The 20,254-nt window shown below is 35.9% G+C and carries 23 protein-coding genes; 17 read left to right on the plus strand and 6 right to left on the minus strand.

Annotated elements, in window-relative coordinates; translation table 11 throughout:
* Positions 1–163: 163 nt before the first annotated feature.
* On the minus strand, positions 164–1,891 hold the full coding sequence (locus ACMT7R_RS14535; protein WP_415312684.1) for a PQQ-dependent sugar dehydrogenase: 1,728 nt from the start codon (positions 1,889–1,891) through the stop codon (positions 164–166).
* A gap of 384 nt (positions 1,892–2,275) precedes the next feature.
* Positions 2,276–2,932, minus strand: a complete 657-nt coding sequence (locus ACMT7R_RS14540) for a hypothetical protein (RefSeq protein WP_415312685.1) — start codon at positions 2,930–2,932, stop codon at positions 2,276–2,278.
* 761 nt (positions 2,933–3,693) lie between these two features.
* Here ACMT7R_RS14540 and ACMT7R_RS14545 point away from each other — a divergent pair.
* From ACMT7R_RS14545 to ACMT7R_RS14575, 7 genes are all read left to right on the plus strand, one after another.
* Positions 3,694–3,819, plus strand: a complete 126-nt coding sequence (locus tag ACMT7R_RS14545) for a hypothetical protein (protein ID WP_415312686.1) — start codon at positions 3,694–3,696, stop codon at positions 3,817–3,819.
* Positions 3,820–4,077: 258 nt separating this feature from the next.
* Positions 4,078–4,509: a serine hydrolase gene (locus ACMT7R_RS14550; protein WP_415312687.1), complete on the plus strand. Its 432-nt coding sequence runs from the start codon at positions 4,078–4,080 to the stop codon at positions 4,507–4,509.
* A 426-nt stretch (positions 4,510–4,935) separates the two neighbouring features.
* Positions 4,936–5,160: a hypothetical protein gene (locus ACMT7R_RS14555; protein ID WP_415312688.1), complete on the plus strand. Its 225-nt coding sequence runs from the start codon at positions 4,936–4,938 to the stop codon at positions 5,158–5,160.
* A gap of 363 nt (positions 5,161–5,523) precedes the next feature.
* Positions 5,524–6,180, plus strand: coding sequence for a DsbA family protein (locus ACMT7R_RS14560; RefSeq protein ID WP_415312689.1), 657 nt, complete (start codon positions 5,524–5,526; stop codon positions 6,178–6,180).
* Positions 6,181–6,696: a hypothetical protein gene (locus tag ACMT7R_RS14565; RefSeq protein WP_415312690.1), complete on the plus strand. Its 516-nt coding sequence runs from the start codon at positions 6,181–6,183 to the stop codon at positions 6,694–6,696. It abuts the gene before it with no gap.
* 787 nt (positions 6,697–7,483) lie between these two features.
* Positions 7,484–8,062, plus strand: coding sequence for a hypothetical protein (locus ACMT7R_RS14570; RefSeq protein ID WP_415312691.1), 579 nt, complete (start codon positions 7,484–7,486; stop codon positions 8,060–8,062).
* A 295-nt stretch (positions 8,063–8,357) separates the two neighbouring features.
* On the plus strand, positions 8,358–8,783 hold the full coding sequence (locus tag ACMT7R_RS14575; protein ID WP_415312693.1) for a hypothetical protein: 426 nt from the start codon (positions 8,358–8,360) through the stop codon (positions 8,781–8,783).
* On the opposite strand, the gene ACMT7R_RS14580 is transcribed toward ACMT7R_RS14575, so the two are convergent.
* The gene (locus ACMT7R_RS14580) at positions 8,769–9,053 is read right to left on the minus strand and encodes a hypothetical protein (RefSeq protein WP_415312694.1); all 285 of its coding nucleotides are present in this window, start codon (positions 9,051–9,053) and stop codon (positions 8,769–8,771) included. The two genes, ACMT7R_RS14575 and ACMT7R_RS14580, sit on opposite strands and share 15 nt — an antisense overlap.
* 339 nt (positions 9,054–9,392) lie before the next feature.
* The gene (locus ACMT7R_RS14585) at positions 9,393–9,536 is read right to left on the minus strand and encodes a hypothetical protein (protein ID WP_415312696.1); all 144 of its coding nucleotides are present in this window, start codon (positions 9,534–9,536) and stop codon (positions 9,393–9,395) included.
* Here ACMT7R_RS14585 and ACMT7R_RS14590 point away from each other — a divergent pair.
* The 10 genes from ACMT7R_RS14590 to ACMT7R_RS14635 all read left to right on the plus strand — a co-directional run bounded on the left by ACMT7R_RS14590 (position 9,529) and on the right by ACMT7R_RS14635 (position 17,892).
* Complete coding sequence (locus tag ACMT7R_RS14590; RefSeq protein ID WP_415312697.1) at positions 9,529–10,059, plus strand: hypothetical protein; 531 nt, start codon at positions 9,529–9,531, stop codon at positions 10,057–10,059. The two genes, ACMT7R_RS14585 and ACMT7R_RS14590, sit on opposite strands and share 8 nt — an antisense overlap.
* A 602-nt stretch (positions 10,060–10,661) precedes the next feature.
* The gene (locus ACMT7R_RS14595; RefSeq protein WP_415312712.1) at positions 10,662–11,165 is read left to right on the plus strand and encodes a hypothetical protein; all 504 of its coding nucleotides are present in this window, start codon (positions 10,662–10,664) and stop codon (positions 11,163–11,165) included.
* Entirely contained in the window at positions 11,120–11,311 is a 192-nt protein-coding gene (locus ACMT7R_RS14600; protein WP_415312699.1) for an EamA family transporter, read from the plus strand. Before ACMT7R_RS14595 ends, ACMT7R_RS14600 begins: the two co-directional genes overlap by 46 nt.
* A 100-nt stretch (positions 11,312–11,411) precedes the next feature.
* Complete coding sequence (locus ACMT7R_RS14605; RefSeq protein WP_415312700.1) at positions 11,412–11,807, plus strand: hypothetical protein; 396 nt, start codon at positions 11,412–11,414, stop codon at positions 11,805–11,807.
* Positions 11,808–11,839: 32 nt separating this feature from the next.
* A complete protein-coding gene (locus ACMT7R_RS14610; protein WP_415312701.1) occupies positions 11,840–12,088 on the plus strand; it encodes a hypothetical protein in 249 nt (82 codons plus the stop codon).
* A gap of 266 nt (positions 12,089–12,354) precedes the next feature.
* Positions 12,355–13,833, plus strand: coding sequence for a carboxypeptidase M32 (locus ACMT7R_RS14615; RefSeq protein WP_415312703.1), 1,479 nt, complete (start codon positions 12,355–12,357; stop codon positions 13,831–13,833).
* Positions 13,834–13,916: 83 nt separating this feature from the next.
* On the plus strand, positions 13,917–14,288 hold the full coding sequence (locus tag ACMT7R_RS14620; RefSeq protein ID WP_415312704.1) for a hypothetical protein: 372 nt from the start codon (positions 13,917–13,919) through the stop codon (positions 14,286–14,288).
* Positions 14,289–14,807: 519 nt separating this feature from the next.
* Positions 14,808–15,347, plus strand: coding sequence for a hypothetical protein (locus ACMT7R_RS14625; RefSeq protein ID WP_415312706.1), 540 nt, complete (start codon positions 14,808–14,810; stop codon positions 15,345–15,347).
* A gap of 808 nt (positions 15,348–16,155) precedes the next feature.
* Positions 16,156–17,406 carry a hypothetical protein gene (locus ACMT7R_RS14630; RefSeq protein ID WP_415312707.1) on the plus strand — a complete coding sequence of 417 codons (1,251 nt, stop codon included), beginning with the start codon at positions 16,156–16,158 and terminating at the stop codon, positions 17,404–17,406.
* 180 nt (positions 17,407–17,586) lie between these two features.
* Positions 17,587–17,892: an MBL fold metallo-hydrolase gene (locus ACMT7R_RS14635; RefSeq protein WP_415312708.1), complete on the plus strand. Its 306-nt coding sequence runs from the start codon at positions 17,587–17,589 to the stop codon at positions 17,890–17,892.
* A gap of 403 nt (positions 17,893–18,295) precedes the next feature.
* Here ACMT7R_RS14635 and ACMT7R_RS14640 read toward each other — a convergent pair whose 3' ends face one another.
* Positions 18,296–18,796, minus strand: a complete 501-nt coding sequence (locus tag ACMT7R_RS14640; protein ID WP_415312709.1) for a hypothetical protein — start codon at positions 18,794–18,796, stop codon at positions 18,296–18,298.
* A gap of 275 nt (positions 18,797–19,071) precedes the next feature.
* Positions 19,072–20,094: a methyltransferase gene (locus tag ACMT7R_RS14645; RefSeq protein WP_415312710.1), complete on the minus strand. Its 1,023-nt coding sequence runs from the start codon at positions 20,092–20,094 to the stop codon at positions 19,072–19,074.
* Positions 20,095–20,254 lie beyond the last annotated feature (160 nt).

The following is a 20,254-nucleotide window of genomic DNA, read 5'->3' on the forward strand; positions in this document are numbered from 1 at the left end:
TGCATATTCCCACATGGTCAGAAAAACTAATTGTCAAGCACCTGTCAATTGATTGGACCCTTGTTGTATCCTCGAAATCATATCAAATGAAAATTTTTTGGAGTAGCTGGTCTGTTGTTTGCGTAAAACTTCTAATAAATGTAAAATGGATGTTGAAGTGTACTTATTCTACAACAACCTCTCCGACCATTGATGGATGGTAAAAACAATAGTAGGGATATATGCCGGAATCATCAAATGTGATGCTATAATATTGATTTGGTATTATGGCTTCAGAATCAAATATCTGCCCGGCGTTGGCATCATTGTCTGTTCCTGAAGTTACAGTATGAGAAATAGTATCCCCATTATACCATGTTATTGTTTGACCTCTTTCAATTGTGATTGGGTTTGGAGAATAGGACTTTGCGTCGTATAATCCTAAGATGACAGCTGGAACAGAATTTCCATTTTGTGCTACGCTTTGATCATTCTCATTTTCAGATTGTTCGACTGCTTGCTGATCCTCTGTAGTGCCAGCATTATTAGCGGGACTGGCGGAACTACTCATCGTAGTTGTTGTACCGGCAGGTGAAGGTACAATTCTAAATAAAGAGCCAGTATAACTCAAGACATATAAAAATCCATCCGGACCCACCTCAATATCTGTTATTCCACCAAATCCTTGACCAAAAATAAAGGGTTGATTCTCCTTTGGATCATTAACTTCTTTGTCTGCTAATAAAGCAGTGTTTCCAGTATATCCACTATCAAAAGATATTTCGTCTCGAGCATCATTAAGTATGAATCGGTATAGAAGACCGTTGTTAATATCGCCTACAAACATATTATTTTGATATTGCTTTCCCAGCTTATCTGAATTCAAGAACTTTAATGCGGTAATGCCAATTGGAGTAACCCAGGATAATTTAGGTTCAGCATAACTTCCTTTTCCAAAATAAACAAGGTCATCAGATGTTGCACCAGAACCAAGCAGGTCGTTCTGAGATAATCCTTGAATCAACGACCAACCGCTGTTAAAGCCCGGAAAAACCAAATTAATCTCATCTCCGGTGTAAGGTCCATTTTCAGTATCCCATAAGTTTCCTGTTACCGGATCAAAATCCATGCCAAAACTGTTTCGAATACCCATTGCATAGTATAAATTTAGAGGTAATTCGTTACCAAATAAGGGTTCTCCGTGTATAATTTGACCATCTTGTGTAATCCTTAATACTCCTCCTAAACCATTTGGTGGTGGTCCATCTTCAATATTTTGAGCCTGGGTTCTGTGTCCTCCCACTTCTCCTACAATAAAATATATGTTGTTGTCTGGACCAATACGGATCTTACCTCCATTATGTTCACCTCGATCATTGGGTGGTATTGCGGTTAAATCTAATAACAAAACAGGATTGATCAGCTGACCATCTACATATTCATACCGATATAGTCTATTACCTGCTGGGTCTACATTACTTTCAACATCACTTCCATCCACTTCATTACCCGATTCAGTAAACGAAATGAACACGAAGGTCTTTCCATCTGGTTGTTTTGATATGGCAATGCCTAGCAGGCCTCTTTCTATGCTATTGGCTACTGTCACATCAAGAGCTGGTTCATCTTGTATCTGACCATCCACAATATGAATAACCTTCCCTGTTTCTTTTTCTGTAACTAATAGGTCATTTGGTCCCAAAAACGCCATACTAGTGGGTATTTCAAGTCCATCGGTTACTTTTTGAACCAGGAGGTTATCGTCATTAATTGAAGGTCCGCTTGGTGCTAAAGGTGCTTTAATGTAGGCACCATACGATAAGTTATTTATCATGAAATTATTGGAGTACAATAATAATGAAACACAAATAGCAGTTAGAATAATGAGTTGAGTATCTGGTTTTTTTACCAATGTTCAAAAACCGTAAATTTGTAAATTAAGAATTATTTACCAATTTACAAGTAGAATCAGCGCATCAAAAGATATGTCAATCTCTCTAATCAAAAAAACTAATATCTTCTCGCGAAAATAGTTTTTTGATTCTTTATTGACTATAAACCTCATTTGACCTTGCAAATAATCCTATAATGTTATATGACGAAATTTACCCTTTATTCATACAATAACTTTTACCTTATACTTGAAACTCAACCGATTAAGAATACCTGGGCAACAATGACTCTTCCAGCCATTCATGGCCCAATATGCATTAATGAGGATATTTGCTTGCTATACCGAAAGTATGTTTAACACTGTGTAATTGTGAGAAACACCTGCTTATCTATAGTCTCTTTCCTATGCGTCATCTCCACCGCTGTCGCTGTCACTGTCACTGTCACTGTCATCTCCACCGCTGTCGCTGTCACTGTCACTGTCACTGTCATCTCCACCGCTGTCACTGTCACTGTCACTGTCACTGTCATCTCCACCGCTGTCACTGTCACTGTCACTGTCATCTCCACCGCTGTCGCTGTCACTGTCACTGTCACTGTCATCTCCACCGCTGTCACTGTTATCTGGTATATCGCCCCCGGTTAATCTCACAAAATAATCTCTTGAATACTCGTCTTGCCATTTAATGGTGAATTCATAGTTTTCAGCATCACTCAAGATGACTTCGTCAATTATTGGCAAAACAAACACTGCTCTTTCCGCTGAATCTATAGTAGTAGGGTCAGTGCGATCTGATTCATATCCTACAATCCCACTATCATTATAAAAAATAGCAGATACTTCTACTGCCCTTACAGTGTCTGTTCCATTATTTAAAATCTCACCAACAATTTCACCCGTAATTCCTTTATGGGTGTAATTTTGACTTTCTAATACCATCTCATACTTTTTCTCATTTCCCTGACCGAAAGCATCAAAATAAAGATTTGTATACAAAACCAATACCACAACCATAACAAATGATAATCCAAAAATTTCAATATTTGACAATGCTTTCATTATAGATCAGTAATAATAAACACATAGAAAAAACTTTTACTCGAAATTTTCTGCTCCTGAATACTATTATATCACTAATAATAGTTTCTTTGCTCATGTATTACAATGGATAGCATCCGTGATTTACCGTAATAAAGTTCTGAGAGGAGGAAATTCTGTATCTGAAAACATCTTATGCGCTCTCTTGATTCATTGGTTTTGATTCAATTAGGTTAAAGAAATTGATCAAATTTCTTTCGCTTGTCGCTAACACAGACACTCTTTTATGGTAATGAATTGCCGTACAATATCAATTCATTTTACAGGAAATTATCTGGACATAAGCAAATCCCCATTCTCCGATGTTTCATTAGAATTGTATCATATTGAGAAGCACTAAGTCAACATCCTATTAGTAGTAACTGTATAGATTTCATTTGATTGTATGCAGGCATTTAATTCATCAGTGGTGAAATAAATTAAATTTATTAAACTCCTTGATTTCCAATACCTATGTTCAAAAAATATCTCGACGGTTCATTTCATTAGCGATTCATATTTAAGTAATATATGTATGCAAATTTACACCATAAGCCTTTGACTATGTTCATATTTGCAGGTATATTTATTATTACATTCTATCTTGTAGTTTCAATACCGTTTATTTATTCTGTTTCCTATTCCAGAAACATGTCAGACGGTACTGAAAATTGGACAAGTCATAATTAAAAGAATACTCTAACGAATCACCTAGTAGTATCAGGGAGATAATCTTAGAGGATATGGTCAACAAGTCTAAGGCCGCCATCGTAATAGGGTTTGTAGATTCTAGTGAAGTAAAGATATCTGGCTATGGGAATGTTTCTAAAGATAATAATATACCGGTCACTGGAAGCACCTTTTTTTGACATTGGATGGATTACAAAGAGATTTACTACTCTAGTATAAGCAGACATGATGACTCAAGGAATTGTAAATCTTCATGATTCAATCGAAATGTACCTTCCCAAGTAGGAAACCGTACCTCAATATCATGGTACAAAAATAACGCTCGAAAACCTTGCAACTCATACTTCGGGTCTTCCCTTTATGCCTTCAGACACAGGGTCAAACAATACAATTGGGGACTTAATTCAGATTATTATTCAGCCCGAATGTAAAAAGCGTTGTCCAAAATTACATTAACCACCAAACCTGGTACGATCTTCCTTTACTCTGATTACGGGATGGGATTACTTGATCACTTATTGAGTCTAAAGCAAGGTGGAATATCTCATGTGGGTCCTATCAAAAATCGGATTCTCAATGTACTGGGTGTAAATGACACTAAAATTATACTCTCAGATCATAAGGTAAATTACATGTATCCAACTGGCCATCTAAACGGATCTGAAATTGAGACACCTATTGTTCCTGAAATTATCGCAGGTGCTGGTGCACTCCATTCTACGGCTGATGACTTGGTCAAATATTTGTCAGCTAACATTGGTCTACTCCATACCAAACTCGATACCTCCATCCAACTACAACATTTGTTAAGTCATTCTGCATCGATATCAAATCCAACGCATTATGATGCTTATGTTGCTCTGGTTTAGGGTGTATTTACTAATTTTGGAACTGAAATACTGAATCACGCTGGTGCAATCAATGGGTGGAATTCCTATGCAGGAATTGATCCCCAAAAAAAACTAGGGATATTTTTATTGTGTAGTTGCGATATTAAGGATATCGACATGGAAAAACTTGGTTATGTCTTGTTAAACCTAACTGGAGTGGAAAGCATAAATGCTCTACTGAAAAATCAATCAAATGAAAATCTGTTATCAAACATCATGTGGATATCCTAATGATTTCCATCAAATGCGTCACTGTATATAGTATCGCATTTGTCTATACTACTACTATTATTATTTTTTAGGCATAAATGTTGTTGGTTTACTTAATCATATAATATTGTGAATTATCTTCATTATTGGTATTTACAAAGAGTTTATCAATAATATCGACATAGAATTTGAGAAATGAAAGCATGCGAGATTTGTGGTGGTATAGTGCTTCCTGAGACTACCAACACTGTGTGTTCATCTTGTGCTAGTAATAAAGAATCTATCAAAACATCCAAAGATTCACTTGCAGATCATGTTTGTCGTTGTATTAATTTTGATAGAAAGAATTGCCCATTGTGCAACAAACCATGTCATCACGGTACGTCACTAAGCCCCAAGATATTAATTACACCAATGTAATGTGTAGGCTGTATCCGCTTCATCTATCGATTGATATGGTGTTTCCCCGTTAACGCCCGCCATTTTATCCAAATATTTCATTCTTTTTGAGCTACCTTCTTCCGAGTCTGAAACTATTTTAAATGATAAAAGTTAGAATTTTTTAATGTAATTTCTTATCTAATACCGTAGAAATCAATAGCTCTATTAGGATCATCAAATCAAAACGGTTTTCTGTTCTGGTCGAACTTCAGTAGATAATAGGATCACGAATAAAAGGAGGATTTATACAGGAAACGATGATATTTAATCTAGAGTATGATATTTACTCAAAATAAAGTTAATATTTGTTCATCTTTTGTCTTTTTATCTTTTTTACTATTTGTGGTATTAAATATCAGCTATGCAGAATCTAATCAACATGTAGTGAAGAAAATGGCTTTTGCATTAGCCCCTGACAATAACCTTACCCTATCTACGTTAATTAATCAAGGTTCGCCTTATTATGGGAATTTAAATGCTTCACTAGTGGTTATAGACTTTAGCGATTTTCAATGTCACCTGTGTAAAAGATATGTAGACAATACAGAACAACAGATCAATTCATCTTATATTCAATCAGACAAAGCCGTCTATGTGTTCAAACATCTTCCGAATCGAGGTTTTGATTCAAAAAACGCTTCTCTTGCAGCACAATGCACAAACGACCAAGGAAAATTCTGGGAGTTTCATAAGATTTTGTATACAAATCAAGGTGCAATCGATTCTGGATGGGTTGATGTTGACAACATAAAGAAATTTGCTTCCCAACTACCTGATATCAATTCTACTCAGTTTGATTCATGTTTTGACACTAAAAAATATGAGTCATTAGTAGACAGGGATATTGCTATGGCAAATTCCCTGGGATTTACCGATACACCATCTTTCATAATAATGTCCAGTGATGGATCAATGATTGAAAAAATTCAAGGTCCAAAGCCTTTTCCTATATTTAAGGTAATTATCGACGAATTGGAAAGCAAGATCAAAAAGAATTAGATGTCCGGATTTTTTGTATTCAGATTAGTATATGGTTCAAATCCAATTTTGTATATTGGAATAACCGTTCTGGTTTTTACTGTTTTTTGGGTAGTTTTTAATGTCTTTGATGAACTGCTATTTTTCTCCCCTATATTGTATTTTTACCTACCAAATGATGCTATAGTAGGGTTCATTCTATCTACCATAAGTGCAACACTTTTGGGAGTCACTGTTTCAATGAATATTTACCTATTAAGAAATTCAATAAATAGTGAATACAAATCGTTACTTTCGAGTTCGTTTCTGACGACTTTATTTAGTACTTGTGCAAGCTGTTCTTCAATCGGATTTGTAATAATTTCTACATTTGGAAGTGCAGGTATAATTGCTACTACTTTTCTTACAAATTATCAGATTCCATTGAGATTCTTTGCAATAGGTATTTTGATTTTTGCTCTGTATAGTGTAAGTCGCAAGACTATTAGCAACTGTTCATTAAATGGCCATGAATCTGACAATTCTTTCTTAAAGTAACCGTTTAGATTCAATAAACACTCAAGAAAGAGGAAACATTCAAAATAACACGGTTAATTAGTATTCCTAATATTATTCAACCAGTAGATAATGCTAATGAAAATTTTTATGCTTCTGCATACTCGTAATATAAAATTTTGTCATTCTGTGTCCTTCATCAAAAATATGACTACCAAATCAGAGGATAATCCGAATCATGCCATAGTCTGAATTTAATTAAAAATATTGTATAAATAAGCAACAAACGCCGTCCCAATTGCCCAATTAGTTCAAAGTCAGTCTGTTCTGGTCCAATTATGGACCATATCAAAGTATTAGCCGTACAAGGGATAAGAATCGATGATTGATAGGACCCAAACTGACCTGATCGTATCATCCTTGTTTGTGTCTTTGTCATTGTCTCATCAATCCCATTTCAATATCATAACAACAAATTCAACAATTTCAGCGTATTACGTAATATCAAGATAATGAATGGTAACAAATCTGTTGTTACCTATTTATTCAATTAGATGCACTAACAGTAATTCTATTCTTTATGTTCAATCGATATTCTATAAACATCAAAAGTTAGTTAATGGAAATTGGAGCGAGTATCTTTATCAATTAGCCTCAACCGGAAGCAAAATACTATTATACTCTAACACAAATTATTCTCAAACTCTTGGTTGTCCCAACCTTGGACCCGGATATATTAAAATGAACCTGAATCTGAGCTATATTGATAATCCTAGTGAGTATGGTATCCTTTTCTATACAACCAGGGCTCTTAACGAGAGTGCGATTAGTGATTTTACTGATTGGAGTTCCTCCATCAGCAATAACCATTGTAACTTCTCCAAAGGATATAGTGATAAGACAAGGGGAACAACTGATGGTTCCTGCCAATATCTATTCAACCTTTTCTAACAATGTTACAGACATCAGTTTCAATGGTGACAGCACTGGAGAGGGTTCGGATTTTAACTCGAGCGGATTATCCGCAACAATTGAAAGTATTCGCCCTTCATTATTTAAGATAATTGCGTCTCCCCAAACACCTGAAGGTTTCTATACTATTCCCTTTACTGCTTCTCTATTTTTGGAAACTATGATTGAATCTTTGGATATTGCACCTAATAATAATGAAAGCATAACCATGAGTCCCATTCTCCAAACAACTGGTAAGTATCCTTCATTCGGCTATGTAACAAATCCATCAATGAATTTGACGGTTAGTGTGATCCCTCCTCTTAACTTTGATGAGCAATTCAAGGAATTTTGGAGTGTATATGGTCAGCCAATCAGTATTGTTGCAAGAGGTTTTGCCTCGCTAGTCTTTGCAAAAATTAAAAAATCTGATAAACAACTCAACTCACGGAAGTAGAATAACTCTATTGAATGAAAATAAAAGATGGTTTGGGACCTTTTTTTATGACACGCCATTTTTATCTTGTGTGGAGCCTGAATACCATATCGAGACTGTATATCTAGTATTCAATAAGTCTGAAATTCACATTCTATCATCACCCCCGATAAAAGCCTAGAGACAATACTAATTTTTCCATTGGTAATATTGGATAAAAAAGACCGCAAATGAAAAAGAAGAAATTAGCAAATTTCTAATTGAATTGATAATAATATACATGACTTTATATACTCATATTGGTAATAAGTGCTGAATGAATAGCATTAAAACTTTTAATAATCTTTCCTTAGTTATTGTTGCCATTTCATTCATTTTGATTTTAGGTCCAACCTCAATGACAATGAATGTAAACGCTACAACTAACACGGCTAATCAAGGCATCGGCCAATCACAATCTTCACTCCAACTTGGTGTATGTGTGTCGGGTAACGGTACACTTTTTTCTTGTAATAACGTAAACTCTCAAAACCAAGCAAATAGTGGAAACAATGCGGCTGCTCAAAGTGGTGGTAGTGGTAGCGGTGGTAACTCTGCCAACCAAGGTATCGGCCAATCACAAACCTCCAACCAAAACAGTGGAGTAGCATCTGGCGGTAATACATACGAATTCTGGAAACAACCAAAATACACAAACTCAAACAAACACAGGAAACAATGCAGCTGCTCAAAGTGGTGGTAGTGGTAGCGGTGGTAACTCTGCCAACCAAGGTATCGGCCAATCACAAACCTCCAACCAAAACAGTGGAGTAGCATCTGGCGGTAATACAAACAACTCTGGAAACAACCAAAATACACAAACCCAAAATAATACTGGTAGTAACGCAGTAGGCCAACAAGGTGGTAGTGGTAGCGGTGGTAACTCTGCCAACCAAGGTATCGGCCAATCACAAACCTCCAACCAAAACAGTGGAGTAGCATCTGGCGGTAATACTACGAATTCTGGAAACAACCAAAATACACAAAGTCAAACAAACACAGGAAACAATGCGGCTGCTCAAAGTGGTGGTAGTGGTAGCGGTGGTAACTCTGCCAACCAAGGTATCGGCCAATCACAAACCTCCAACCAAAACGCACAATGTGTAGCAGGCGGAAACACAGCCAACTCTTGTAACAATACAAGCACTCAAAACCAAGCAAATACTGGAAACAATGCGGGTGCTCAAAGTGGTGGTAGTGGTAGCGGTGGTAACTCTGCCAACCAAGGTATCGGCCAATCACAAACCTCCAACCAAAACGCACAATGTGTATCTGGTGGCAATGTAGCTGATTCTTGTAACAATACAAGCACTCAAAACCAAGCAAATACTGGTAGTAACGCAGTAGGCCAACAAGGTGGTAGTGGTAGCGGTGGTAACTCTGCCAACCAAGGTATCGGCCAATCACAAACCTCCAACCAAAACGCACAATGTGTAGCAGGCGGTTCATTGAGCAATTCATGTAGTAACACTAATACCCAAAACCAAGCAAATAGTGGAAACAATGCAGCTGCACAACAAGGTGGCGGTGGTAACTCTGCCAACCAAGGTATCGGCCAATCACAAACCTCCAACCAAAACGCACAATGTGTATCTGGTAAGGATGCTATAGTATCTTGTAATAATGCAAACTTCCAAAACCAAGTAAATAGTGGTAGTAACGTATTGGGTCAATTAGGCGTCGGTGGTAGCAGTGGTAGCAGTGGTGGTAGTGGTAGCGGTGGTAACTCTGCCAACCAAGGTATCGGCCAATCACAAACCTCCAACCAAAACGCACAATGTGCTTCTGGTGGGAATGTAGACGATTCATGCAATAATATTAATACTCAAGACCAAGCAAATAGTGGAAACAATGCAGCTGCACAACAAGGTGGTGACAGCGGAAGTAGCAGTGACAGTGGTGATAGCGGAAGTAGCAGTGACAGTGGTGATAGCGGAAGTAGCAGTGACAGTGGTGATAGCGGAAGTAGCAGTAACTAGAGAGAAAACTAACTGGTTGAGGTTTGATTCAACTACAAACCTTTAGGCCAAAAACAATGGTGTGAAGTCTGTCGATAATTCACCTAAATCCACAAACAATTTTGTGATTTTATTAAATCCGATTTATCCCTCATTATGTACCTTATTATGAATCCAATTTCGAAATGAAATCACTAATGCAGTTTCATCATTCTTTCATGGCTATTATTAGATTTGAAACGAAACCTAGAAAAAAATCAAGAATGAATTAATTGGTTATCTATGGTATCTCTTTATGAATAAGATCAAGATTTGGTTAATATTGATAATGCTTTGGGTAGTCATAGGATCTACCTATATCACCATCAAAATTGCTATAGATACCATCCTCCTTTTTTGATGTCTTGAATAAGATATGTGTTATCTGGTGGACTTCTTATATCAGTATATATTCTAATTCCTTCCAAAAACAACGACTCTCATACTAATCTATATCAGTATCAAAGTCAAAATATCCTGACCGGTCATTGGAGCAAACTTCACTCGCTACTTGATAAGAGACAATGGAGGGAAGCAACAATTATTGGATCTGCATTAATTCTTGGAGGACAAGGGGTCTTGACATGGTGCGAGCAATATCTTTCTTCAAGTGTTACTGCACTTTTGTTTCGACTGTTACTATATGCGTATTACTTATTGGAAAGATACCATTTAAAGAAAAGGTAATGAAATTAACAGTACTTGGAGTTATTATGGGTTCCATTGGATTCATAATGCTTATTATTCCTTCTTTGGCAGCACAATTTCTAGAATTCGATTCTCCAGGTAATACATTTGAATTGGTATGCATATTCGCATTGACAATAGCTGCACTTAGCTGGTCGGTTGGGTCGCTGTACTCCTCTAACGTAATTCTGCCTGTTAATGTTCTAGTTTCAACCGGCATGATGTTATTTGTAGGTGGATTTTTTTTAATTGCAATGAGCTTCCTGACTGGCGAATTACAGGATTTTCATGTATGTTCAATTTCTTCGGAATCCATGACCTCATTGTTGTATCTAATCACCGTAGGGTCAGTGGGATGGGTAGGTTTTTTTGGGTTCTCAGAAATACATCAGCATCATTAGCAAATACTTTTACTTACTCAAGTCCTGTGGTTACTGTGATTCTGGGATGGGTTATTCTAAGAGAACCTATCACAGAGCAGATAGTATTTGCAACCCTCATATTAATGATAGGAGTAGTCTTGATTGTAAATAGGGATAAATATTGATATTCGTAACTGGCACAATAGAATCAAATTAAACGATTCTATTATTTGACAAGTAGCTAAGTTACTTCAAGTACGATCATTAGCCTCAAAAAATGAGTTGATGGTCTTAAACCAAAAGGGCTTTTTGATATACCAGAAGGGTCTAGACAAGTATATGAAATCCATTGCCGCTTTGAAAATGAGTAAGATTATCAAAACAGAGACATTGGTAGGAACTGTTGCAATCGTGTTAGTAACTAGTGGAGTGTCACTAATACTATTTCAAACTTCAAATGCTACTAGAATAGATAACATGGACATCAATAAAACCATTGGTAACACAACCATAACTAATTTTGCCTATTCAAATCCTGTTCTGGGAAGGATATTTTTGAATGGAACAGATACGTTGACTAGCTTTAATTCAATCAATAAAACATTTACTCAGGTATCCTATACGGGTGAAAGAAGGATAAAGCCTCCTCTAACTCCTAATATAACAATTAATGGCACATAGAGCGGTAACTTATTTTTAGTTCATCACCATGAATGTATACTATCGTAAATGGACAAAGCATCATTACAACCAATAACTATAATAGTAGTGGCAATATGAAACCCGACAACGCAACTGCCGTCATGATTGACCTTAATGGAGTAAGACCTGATGATCCAAGAGTCTCTACTGGTATTGTATTTTTCAAAACAAATTCCACTGGTCATCTAGACTTTCTCGATAATATGATCGCAATTTGTCAAGTAAAAGCCTCGCCCAAAGGTACTGACATTCGAATGTGACAATGGAGAGGTTCTGATATCTTGTTTGAATAGGCATGTAAATTGATTCTTTTTAACTATCCCCATCCATTTTATTGCTCTCTGATGCAAACAAAGATCAAATCAAAATAATGGATTTGGGCATTCTAAATTATGATTATTGATTAGTCTTTCGTATAATCGTAGAAATATTGTTTAATTACTCTACGCACACTAGCAAAGGATTAAGTGACTGATAAGATTGAGTCCATCAAAGGTATAAAAAAATGAGATGCGAGAATCCAGTCATGAATCAGATCCTCGATGCTTATAAACCGATGTGGTCGATAAAACATGCCGTTTCCCTTATGGGTTGGGACTTTGAGACTTTTATGCCTAAGGAAGGAACAGAAGAACGGGGAGTGGCCGATTCTCAGCTTCACATGCTGCATAAAGATCTACTGCTAAACAAAGAATTTACAGGCCTTGTTGAATCAGCAAAGAAACTAGATAACCTGGGTGATCTTGAAAAGGGCATACTAAGAGTACTAGACAAGGAAATAACCAAACAGATCAAGATACCCAAAGAATTGACTGAGGCAGAATCATTAGTAAGAATAAGGGGAAACATGGCCTGGAGAGAAGCAAGGGCGAAATCTGATTTTAAGATGTTTGAACCCCATTTGCAGAAAATGATAGAAATAAAGAAAGAAATCGCAGCAAAATGGGGGTATGATAATCATCCTTACGATGCTCTTTTAGATACATTCGAAGAGCAGCTCACTGTAGATGATCTGGATAGGATATTTGGTGTATTGACACCTCGTATTCAAAAGCTCTTGAAAAAACTCGTGGATTCAAACAGTCCTTTTTGCAAAGAGAATAATCTTGGGAGATTAAAGTATGATTTCAAAAAGGTGGATAAGCTTAATCATGATATCTTGGATCTTCTACAATACGACAAGAGACGATTTAGAATGGATACTTCTACTCATCCTTTCACTGAGACCATGGGGCTCAACGACGTCAGAATAACTACTCGTTATGAAGGAATCGATTTCAAAAAGTCGATATTTAGTACCATCCATGAGGGAGGTCATGCTTTGTATAATCTTCAATGTGATCAATCATTATCTCTTACTCCAATTGAAGGTGGGTCTTCACTTGGACTCCATGAATCTCAATCAAGGTTCTGGGAAAATATTGTGGGTAGAAGTTTACCTTTTGTAAAATTGATATCACCCTTAATTAGAAAGCAAGTGAATTTTGCTAGTCAAACTACAGATGATGAACTGTACCTTTATTTCAATAACGTCAAGGCTGATTATATTCGAGTTGATGCTGATGAAGTAACCTACAATTTACATATAGCGATTCGATATGAAATAGAGAAGAAAATATTTGAGGGTAATCTTAATGTCTCTGAAATTCCTGAATTTTGGAACGATAGAATGGAACAGTTACTCGGTGTAAGACCTACAATGGATTCATTGGGGGTCCTTCAGGATACACATTGGAGCAGTGGTCTCTTTGGATATTTCCCAACTTATACTCTCGGAAATTTGGTCTCAGCGATAATTGCTTCAAAGATGCGCAAAGACATGGAGAGCTACGAAGATGACATAGAGAAGGGCAACTTTGATCCGATCAGAAGGTGGTTACGACTAAAAATACACCAATACGGTTCCACATATGCTCCCAAAGTGCTTCTTGAAAATAGTCTGAATGAAGACTACAACCCGGATTACTTTATTGCCTATTTGGAGACCAAATACTTAAATTCATAATCTTTCTCCTTTGGTCCAAAATGAATTCAATTTATGTTACTCCAAAATCCTTTTGTATTGTCTGGAGTGAATGAAAGAATCCAATGAGTATTTATCTTCGAGCTACTTTAGTCGTTTTAATCTTTATCGTTGTAACAGGTCTAATAGCTATTCCATTTGGTAACCCTAACTTTATTGATAGAGCAATTGCTTTAGAATTATCTTTTATCACGCTATCTGTTTTGTTATGGAGGGGATACAGTAAGGCTTTGTATGCCTGTATCCCCATAGCCATACTTGTTATCATCGGCAATAGCCTTGCACCTCCTCATGTTAATTTAATGATGACATTTTCTAAACCTCTAAATGCAATTGTTTTAATTGTTGGTGGATATATCTTGCAGATTGCTTTGATTTACGCCAGCTTGAGAGCCATTATTAATATAAGGTCAAACAGGATGACCACAACGACTTAAATGTAAAATATCTGTTTGCTATTCTTTCTACCATACATCGATTATGTTATTAGAATTTGTAATCACCAATGGAGTCTTCAAATATATATGAAAATATCAAATCATATTTGTTGCAATCTCCCTTATTTTCCATAATGTTTTTGTTATATATGTCCATATGCCTCTACCCCTTATCTCAATTAAAACAAAAGTTGTCAAGCTACATGATCAAATGCGTGCTGTTCGCTACTTAAAATGGGTTAATTGCAAATTGCTTCAGGTATCTCAATGACTGAAATCCATTGGAAGAAGTACCCTATGTCCACTCTATCAATCGATCCTTCAATGGCTGTAATCCACCTGAACGAAGACAAAATAAATGACCAAAGTTTTGATATGTTACCAACATCTCTAGGTATCTGGTAAAGATTGGCAAGATAAAAACCAGGCATCAAGGATAAGCACTTGTTAAGAAAATCCGTGTTATATATAATATCTAAAAGAATTTTTATATATTATTGTTCATTGCTGTCTATGTATATGCAAACCAAAATATTGCTTGTCTCTATTTTATTGATTAGTATTAATGTGTTACTACTAGATGATAAAAATGTGTTCGGTCAAACTGCAAATAATGAAACAACAAGTCACATGCTGAACAATATGATTACTAATTCCCTGAATTTTTCCAAACCGGTATATCAAGCATATTCGGGAACCTTCCTTGAAACTAAAAATTTAACATCGGATACACCAATAATTAGCCAAGATCATGCTATAGAAAAGGCAGTAATGAAAAACGTAGGTAATGTAACTAATGACATGACCTTCATAAATACTCACTTGCCAGAAGGCATTATTCAGAGTGCAGCCCATGGTACCATCACAGCAGAAGATGGGGAGAGTATTGATTGGATTTCTTCAGATATTGGAATAATCAATGACCAGGGAGAATTATTTAATGGAATAGTCCAGTTTGAAATCACTAATAGTTCAAGTTTCTCATTTTTAAGTAATGCGACTGGTTTTGACAAACAGACTCCAGATATAAAAAGAACAATTTGGCTAATAGAGAAATAAATTCAGAGGCATGTGTAATGTACGCCTAGACCTTTAGCATGTTGAGGAAGGTGTAATAGTTATGTTTACTTTCAACAAGGATCGGAATAGTCGAAACAACTTACTGAAAAAATTGAGTTTAAGCCCTGGGTAATAAAGGTAAAATCCTTTTCAAATTTATTTAATGCCCTACCCATATTCGTGATTAAAAGACGGTGAATCAGAGATAAGAAGTAAGAACGTATGACTTTAATTTTTTTAGATTTTCAATTTCGAAATCAAGTAGATTTATTTGAGTAGTGTTATTGCAACTTTTCAACCAACTTATTTGACAAGATATTTGATTCACTATCTTAAAATAGTAGGTTTGCGATTGATATGTCAAATTGATTATCAAGATTGGTTTACCTTGTTTTGTCCCAAAATGAGACACATGTGCAATCTTTTGATCCTGATTTAACTAGTCAGTCGAGAGTATATTGGCAAAATTTCAGGCGATCACACCAGCAGCAATGTACCTAGCTGTTCTACTTCTTTGATATTTTGACAAGAAACCGCAAATATTGAGTAAATGTAATCTTTTTACAGAATAGTTAAATAACATATGAAATTATTATTCATGATCGAATTCACATTGAACAATCATTTTTGCAAGTTTACCAAATGTGTTCAGAAATATAATAATAGCGATTTTATGAATTTTCCCAATTTAATAAGGATTACCACTCTTTTACCTTGTTACATAGTTGAGTTTTTCGATTCAATAGACAAATACTAGGGACCAACGATGTTGTCCTTAGAATATAAATCAGTTTTAACAATTGTAATAATGTTTGTTGCCCTTGTTTTGGGCAGTAGTGTTCAAGTCTATTCACTAAGCGATCACAAAGACCACGGCGTACACAACTCATTTGAGAATCTGTCCCGTTATAGCCTAAACGAGGCTGGTGTGTCAGCAAATAATTCATCGAAGGCATTTGCCCAACAAATTATGGTATCTTGTCATGATGTGTTTGCCAGCAAAGATCATTGTCCCATGATGGCACTAGACGAGCTCGATAATTCCACAGCAGACCGTGAATTAGTTTTAGCAACATTTTTGAATCTTGTTCGCCTTTTTGACGAAGCCAATTACTCTTGTCATCATGATGGTCACCACCTTGGAACGTGGCTATATGATTATGTAGGAAGTCCCAAAGAAGCACTCAAGTATGCAACAGTACACTGTGGGGGTTCGGTTTATCATGGTATCTTTCAAAGTTATTTTGAAGGAGAACAATTTTCTAACAATACCTTAGAAAAGGATCAAATTTCTATTGCGAATCTATGTCCCGTTGGTCAAGAAAACATAAGTTGGCTACACGAACGTGATTGTATTCATGGAGTGGGGCATGGATTGATAAAATTATATAATTATGATACTGCAGCAGCTGTTGATCGTTGTAATGAGTTTGTACCATTATGGGCACAGAGTGCATGCTCAAGGGGTATATTTATGGAGAACATTGAGTACTTCTTTGAAACAGGAGAAGGTGACTTTGATTTAGATAATACTTTTTCTCCTTGCGACACAACTGTTGAAAAATTTGCATCTCAGTGCTACTACTATTATCCGGCTTATTATATGGTGAAAAATGGTCTATCGCTAGATTACAATCTTTCAGAAACATTTTCAAATTGTGATAATATATCTCCTGCAAAATTTTCCAAATTCTGCTATCAAGGTGTAGGTAGGCTGTTAGAAACTGCTGCATACACAAGTCCTGAATTAGCAATAGCGGCTTGTTACATAGCAAGCCAAACAATTTATCATAACGATTGTTTGTTAGGCACGCTAAAGACAATTATGAAGGGAGATGCCAATACAGCTGTTGGGTTCAACTTTTGTAGTCACTCAAATTTGGACTTTAAGGCCACGTGCTACGAAATTGTTGGATTGTGGATTAAGGCGTTTCTTAATGCTAGCAAAGAGGAAATGGAATCCGAATGTACAAAGGCACCTGATATTGACTTTATTATCAACTGTACAAACGCAAATCAGATAATTACTACAGATGTTCCCATTTTTGAGCCAGTTTAATTACAAGAAAAAATTGATCGATTGGTAGATGCAGATACCTACATATACTGCTCATAGCCATTCTAGTAAATAGCGGTTTTTTAATAATTTCTTGTCTTGCAATCATAAATCATAAAATGAAATTTCCGAAATCAAAGTGAATAAGTTTAAAAATCAATATGATTAATCATTTGAAATCATATGACCCAGATAACTCCTAAGGTATATTCAATCGATGGAGTAATTCATCCTGATCCACGTGGAAAAGTTTTTTCTTACTTGTTTGTGGAGGATCAGGATAATTTGACTCTGATTGACCCAGCTTTTCTTTCTCGATTGCCGATGCTTGAAGAATATATACTTGATATAGGATACGATATCAAAAATGTAAAACGTATAATTCTGACCCATGTACACGTAGATCACGCACAAGCTGCCAATCAAGTAAAAAAAACCTGGCGCCAAGATTTATTCTCACTGGATCGAAGCAGGATATTTGAGCCATGACATTATTAGATGGTGCAAAAAAGGCTGTTGAAAAATTAGTGGCTGAGAATATACAAAAACTGATAGGTAGTTTTTGAAAATTCAAAGGTAAACTCAAACTCTTGGTCTAAGCAATACATGACTTTCAAGATTTGATACTAAATTGAAGAGTTCAATTCAGATCTTTTAGAGCACCGCATGAATGTATCTATAGTAAGAAATATTACGATTCCAAATTCAAATTATTCTCTTATATTGTTACGCACCCATCTAGGGACACAACAAGAGAAATATTGATAGTCGGTACCTCTATTTATAACAGATCTTAAGAGTATACGGTCAAGAGGAGCCTATGGATTGATCAAATTTCTAGGCATTGTATCTCCACTAGCTTGCTCTCTGTTCCTGTGCTTTATTCTTCTATCTACTTTAGATGCCACATTAGAAATGTTCCATTGCCGTTTTTATCTACTTGATCCTTATAAATGGTCACCCAATTTCTAAGAAAAGAAAGCTCGCCTTTTGCTTCATCTTCGAAGATCCCTACTCCATTGCTATTAAAAGTGCCGTCTGGTTTGTAGTTGCCTATAGCTTGAAAACTAAATGACGCTGTACCATTGTCTTTTGTAGAAAACTTTGTATTTCCTTGAATGTAGGATGTGTCATTGTTTCTAAGGATTTCCGAATAATTTCCCTCTACAGCAATATCTATCGTACCGTTAAGAATTCCTTTGCCAGCAAAATCTGAATAAATACCATAATCTGTAGATTCCGGTTTTCCTCCTGATGACTGATAAATTTCTACAACAAATGGTTTTCCCAAATTCAAAGAATTAGTAAAGTTTGCGTCGTCAAAAGCTCGTATGTAGAGCGAATTCGCAACTGCCATGGAAAACGAGATTACAAATCCAATAACGAGTATCAATAAGACATTATAGCTTCTGCGTTGAAATTTCATATCTGACATCTTGATATTATTGGATTATTATATTTGTGTTATGTTTATAGCCATAAACTGGCAACAATGGCTAAGATTAGATACCATTAAGAATTGGTATTGTAATGAACGTATTGTTATACATCAATAGAGAATAAAAATATTTGCACATGTTTAATTAGATTCTCAAATTCCACCTTGGTTAATATGTTAAAAAAATAAATGTCAACACCGATAAAATAATTGATGAAAATGGTTTAGAGTTATCCATTTTTTACTGCTTCGATAACACCAATCATTTTAGAATTAGGGTAATGAGTTTGAAGATATTTCCATCCCGATTGACTTAACAGGGTCTTGTATTCTGCTATTGTCCTTTCTCTACCGGTAGTAGCGCACATCATATGTATATCGAACAATTTCGAAAAGTGTGGCTGGCTAGGTTCTGGCACTATGTGTTCAACAATAAATATTCTGGCTTTGTCGGGTGCAGCTTTATGAATATTTACAAGTATTTGAATGCACTCTTTATCGCTCCAATCATGTAGAATCATTTTCATCATGTAAAGATCTGCTGAAGGGACCTGATCAAACATATTGCCTTTGATATATTTACAACGATCCTGCAAACCCATTTTACTGGGCCAGGAGTTTTCTTGATTCCTTACGACTGGCTCCAATTCCAATATTGTTCCATTGAGATGATCATATTTTGAATGAAGGTGGCTTGAAAGATGTCCCTGGCCACCTCCAATTTCACAAAGGGAAGATATGTTAGTAAAGTCGTAATTGTTTAGTGCTTCTAATACCATGGTAGTATGCATCGCCGAATAACTGCTCATTGCATCGTTGAAAATTTTTGAATACTCTGAGTTCTTACTTGCATACTCAAAAAGATCCATGCCATATTCCGAAGAAAAAGCATTCTGCTGTCCGTCCTTAATCATTCTAGGTAAATGTTTCCAAATTTGATAATGTTCTGGTCCCTCTTCTAAAAGTAAAACTCCTTGGAGGGTTTGAGGATGATCTTTTTTCAGTATTTCTCCCAATGATGTTATAGAGAATCTGCGACCATCATTTTCTTCTTTTGCATAGCCTAAAGTCGATATTGCTCTGAGAATACGATATGCCATAATCTCGTTGAGATTTAAATCCTGTGCAATATGGTGTATATCTACGGGATTTGTTGTAAGGTAGTCGAATATGCCACTCTTGGCGCCTGTATAAAGTATTTGACTTTTCCATCTGCCAAAAATGAAACTTATAGTACTGTCAAATTCAGACATAGGCCTAATGAATAAGGTCTTTTTATTATATGTTCACTTGAATTACGCTTTAATTTAGGTTATTGTTGTTACTTGAAAGAGTAGCGAAACTGATGATTATATGTATTTTTAAGTGAACTGTCAATTAAATGGCCCCCATAAACTGACTGATATTAAAATG

Origin of the sequence: Candidatus Nitrosocosmicus sp. FF01 (assembly GCF_047711275.1) — an archaeon.
Lineage (GTDB): Archaea > Thermoproteota > Nitrososphaeria > Nitrososphaerales > Nitrososphaeraceae > Nitrosocosmicus.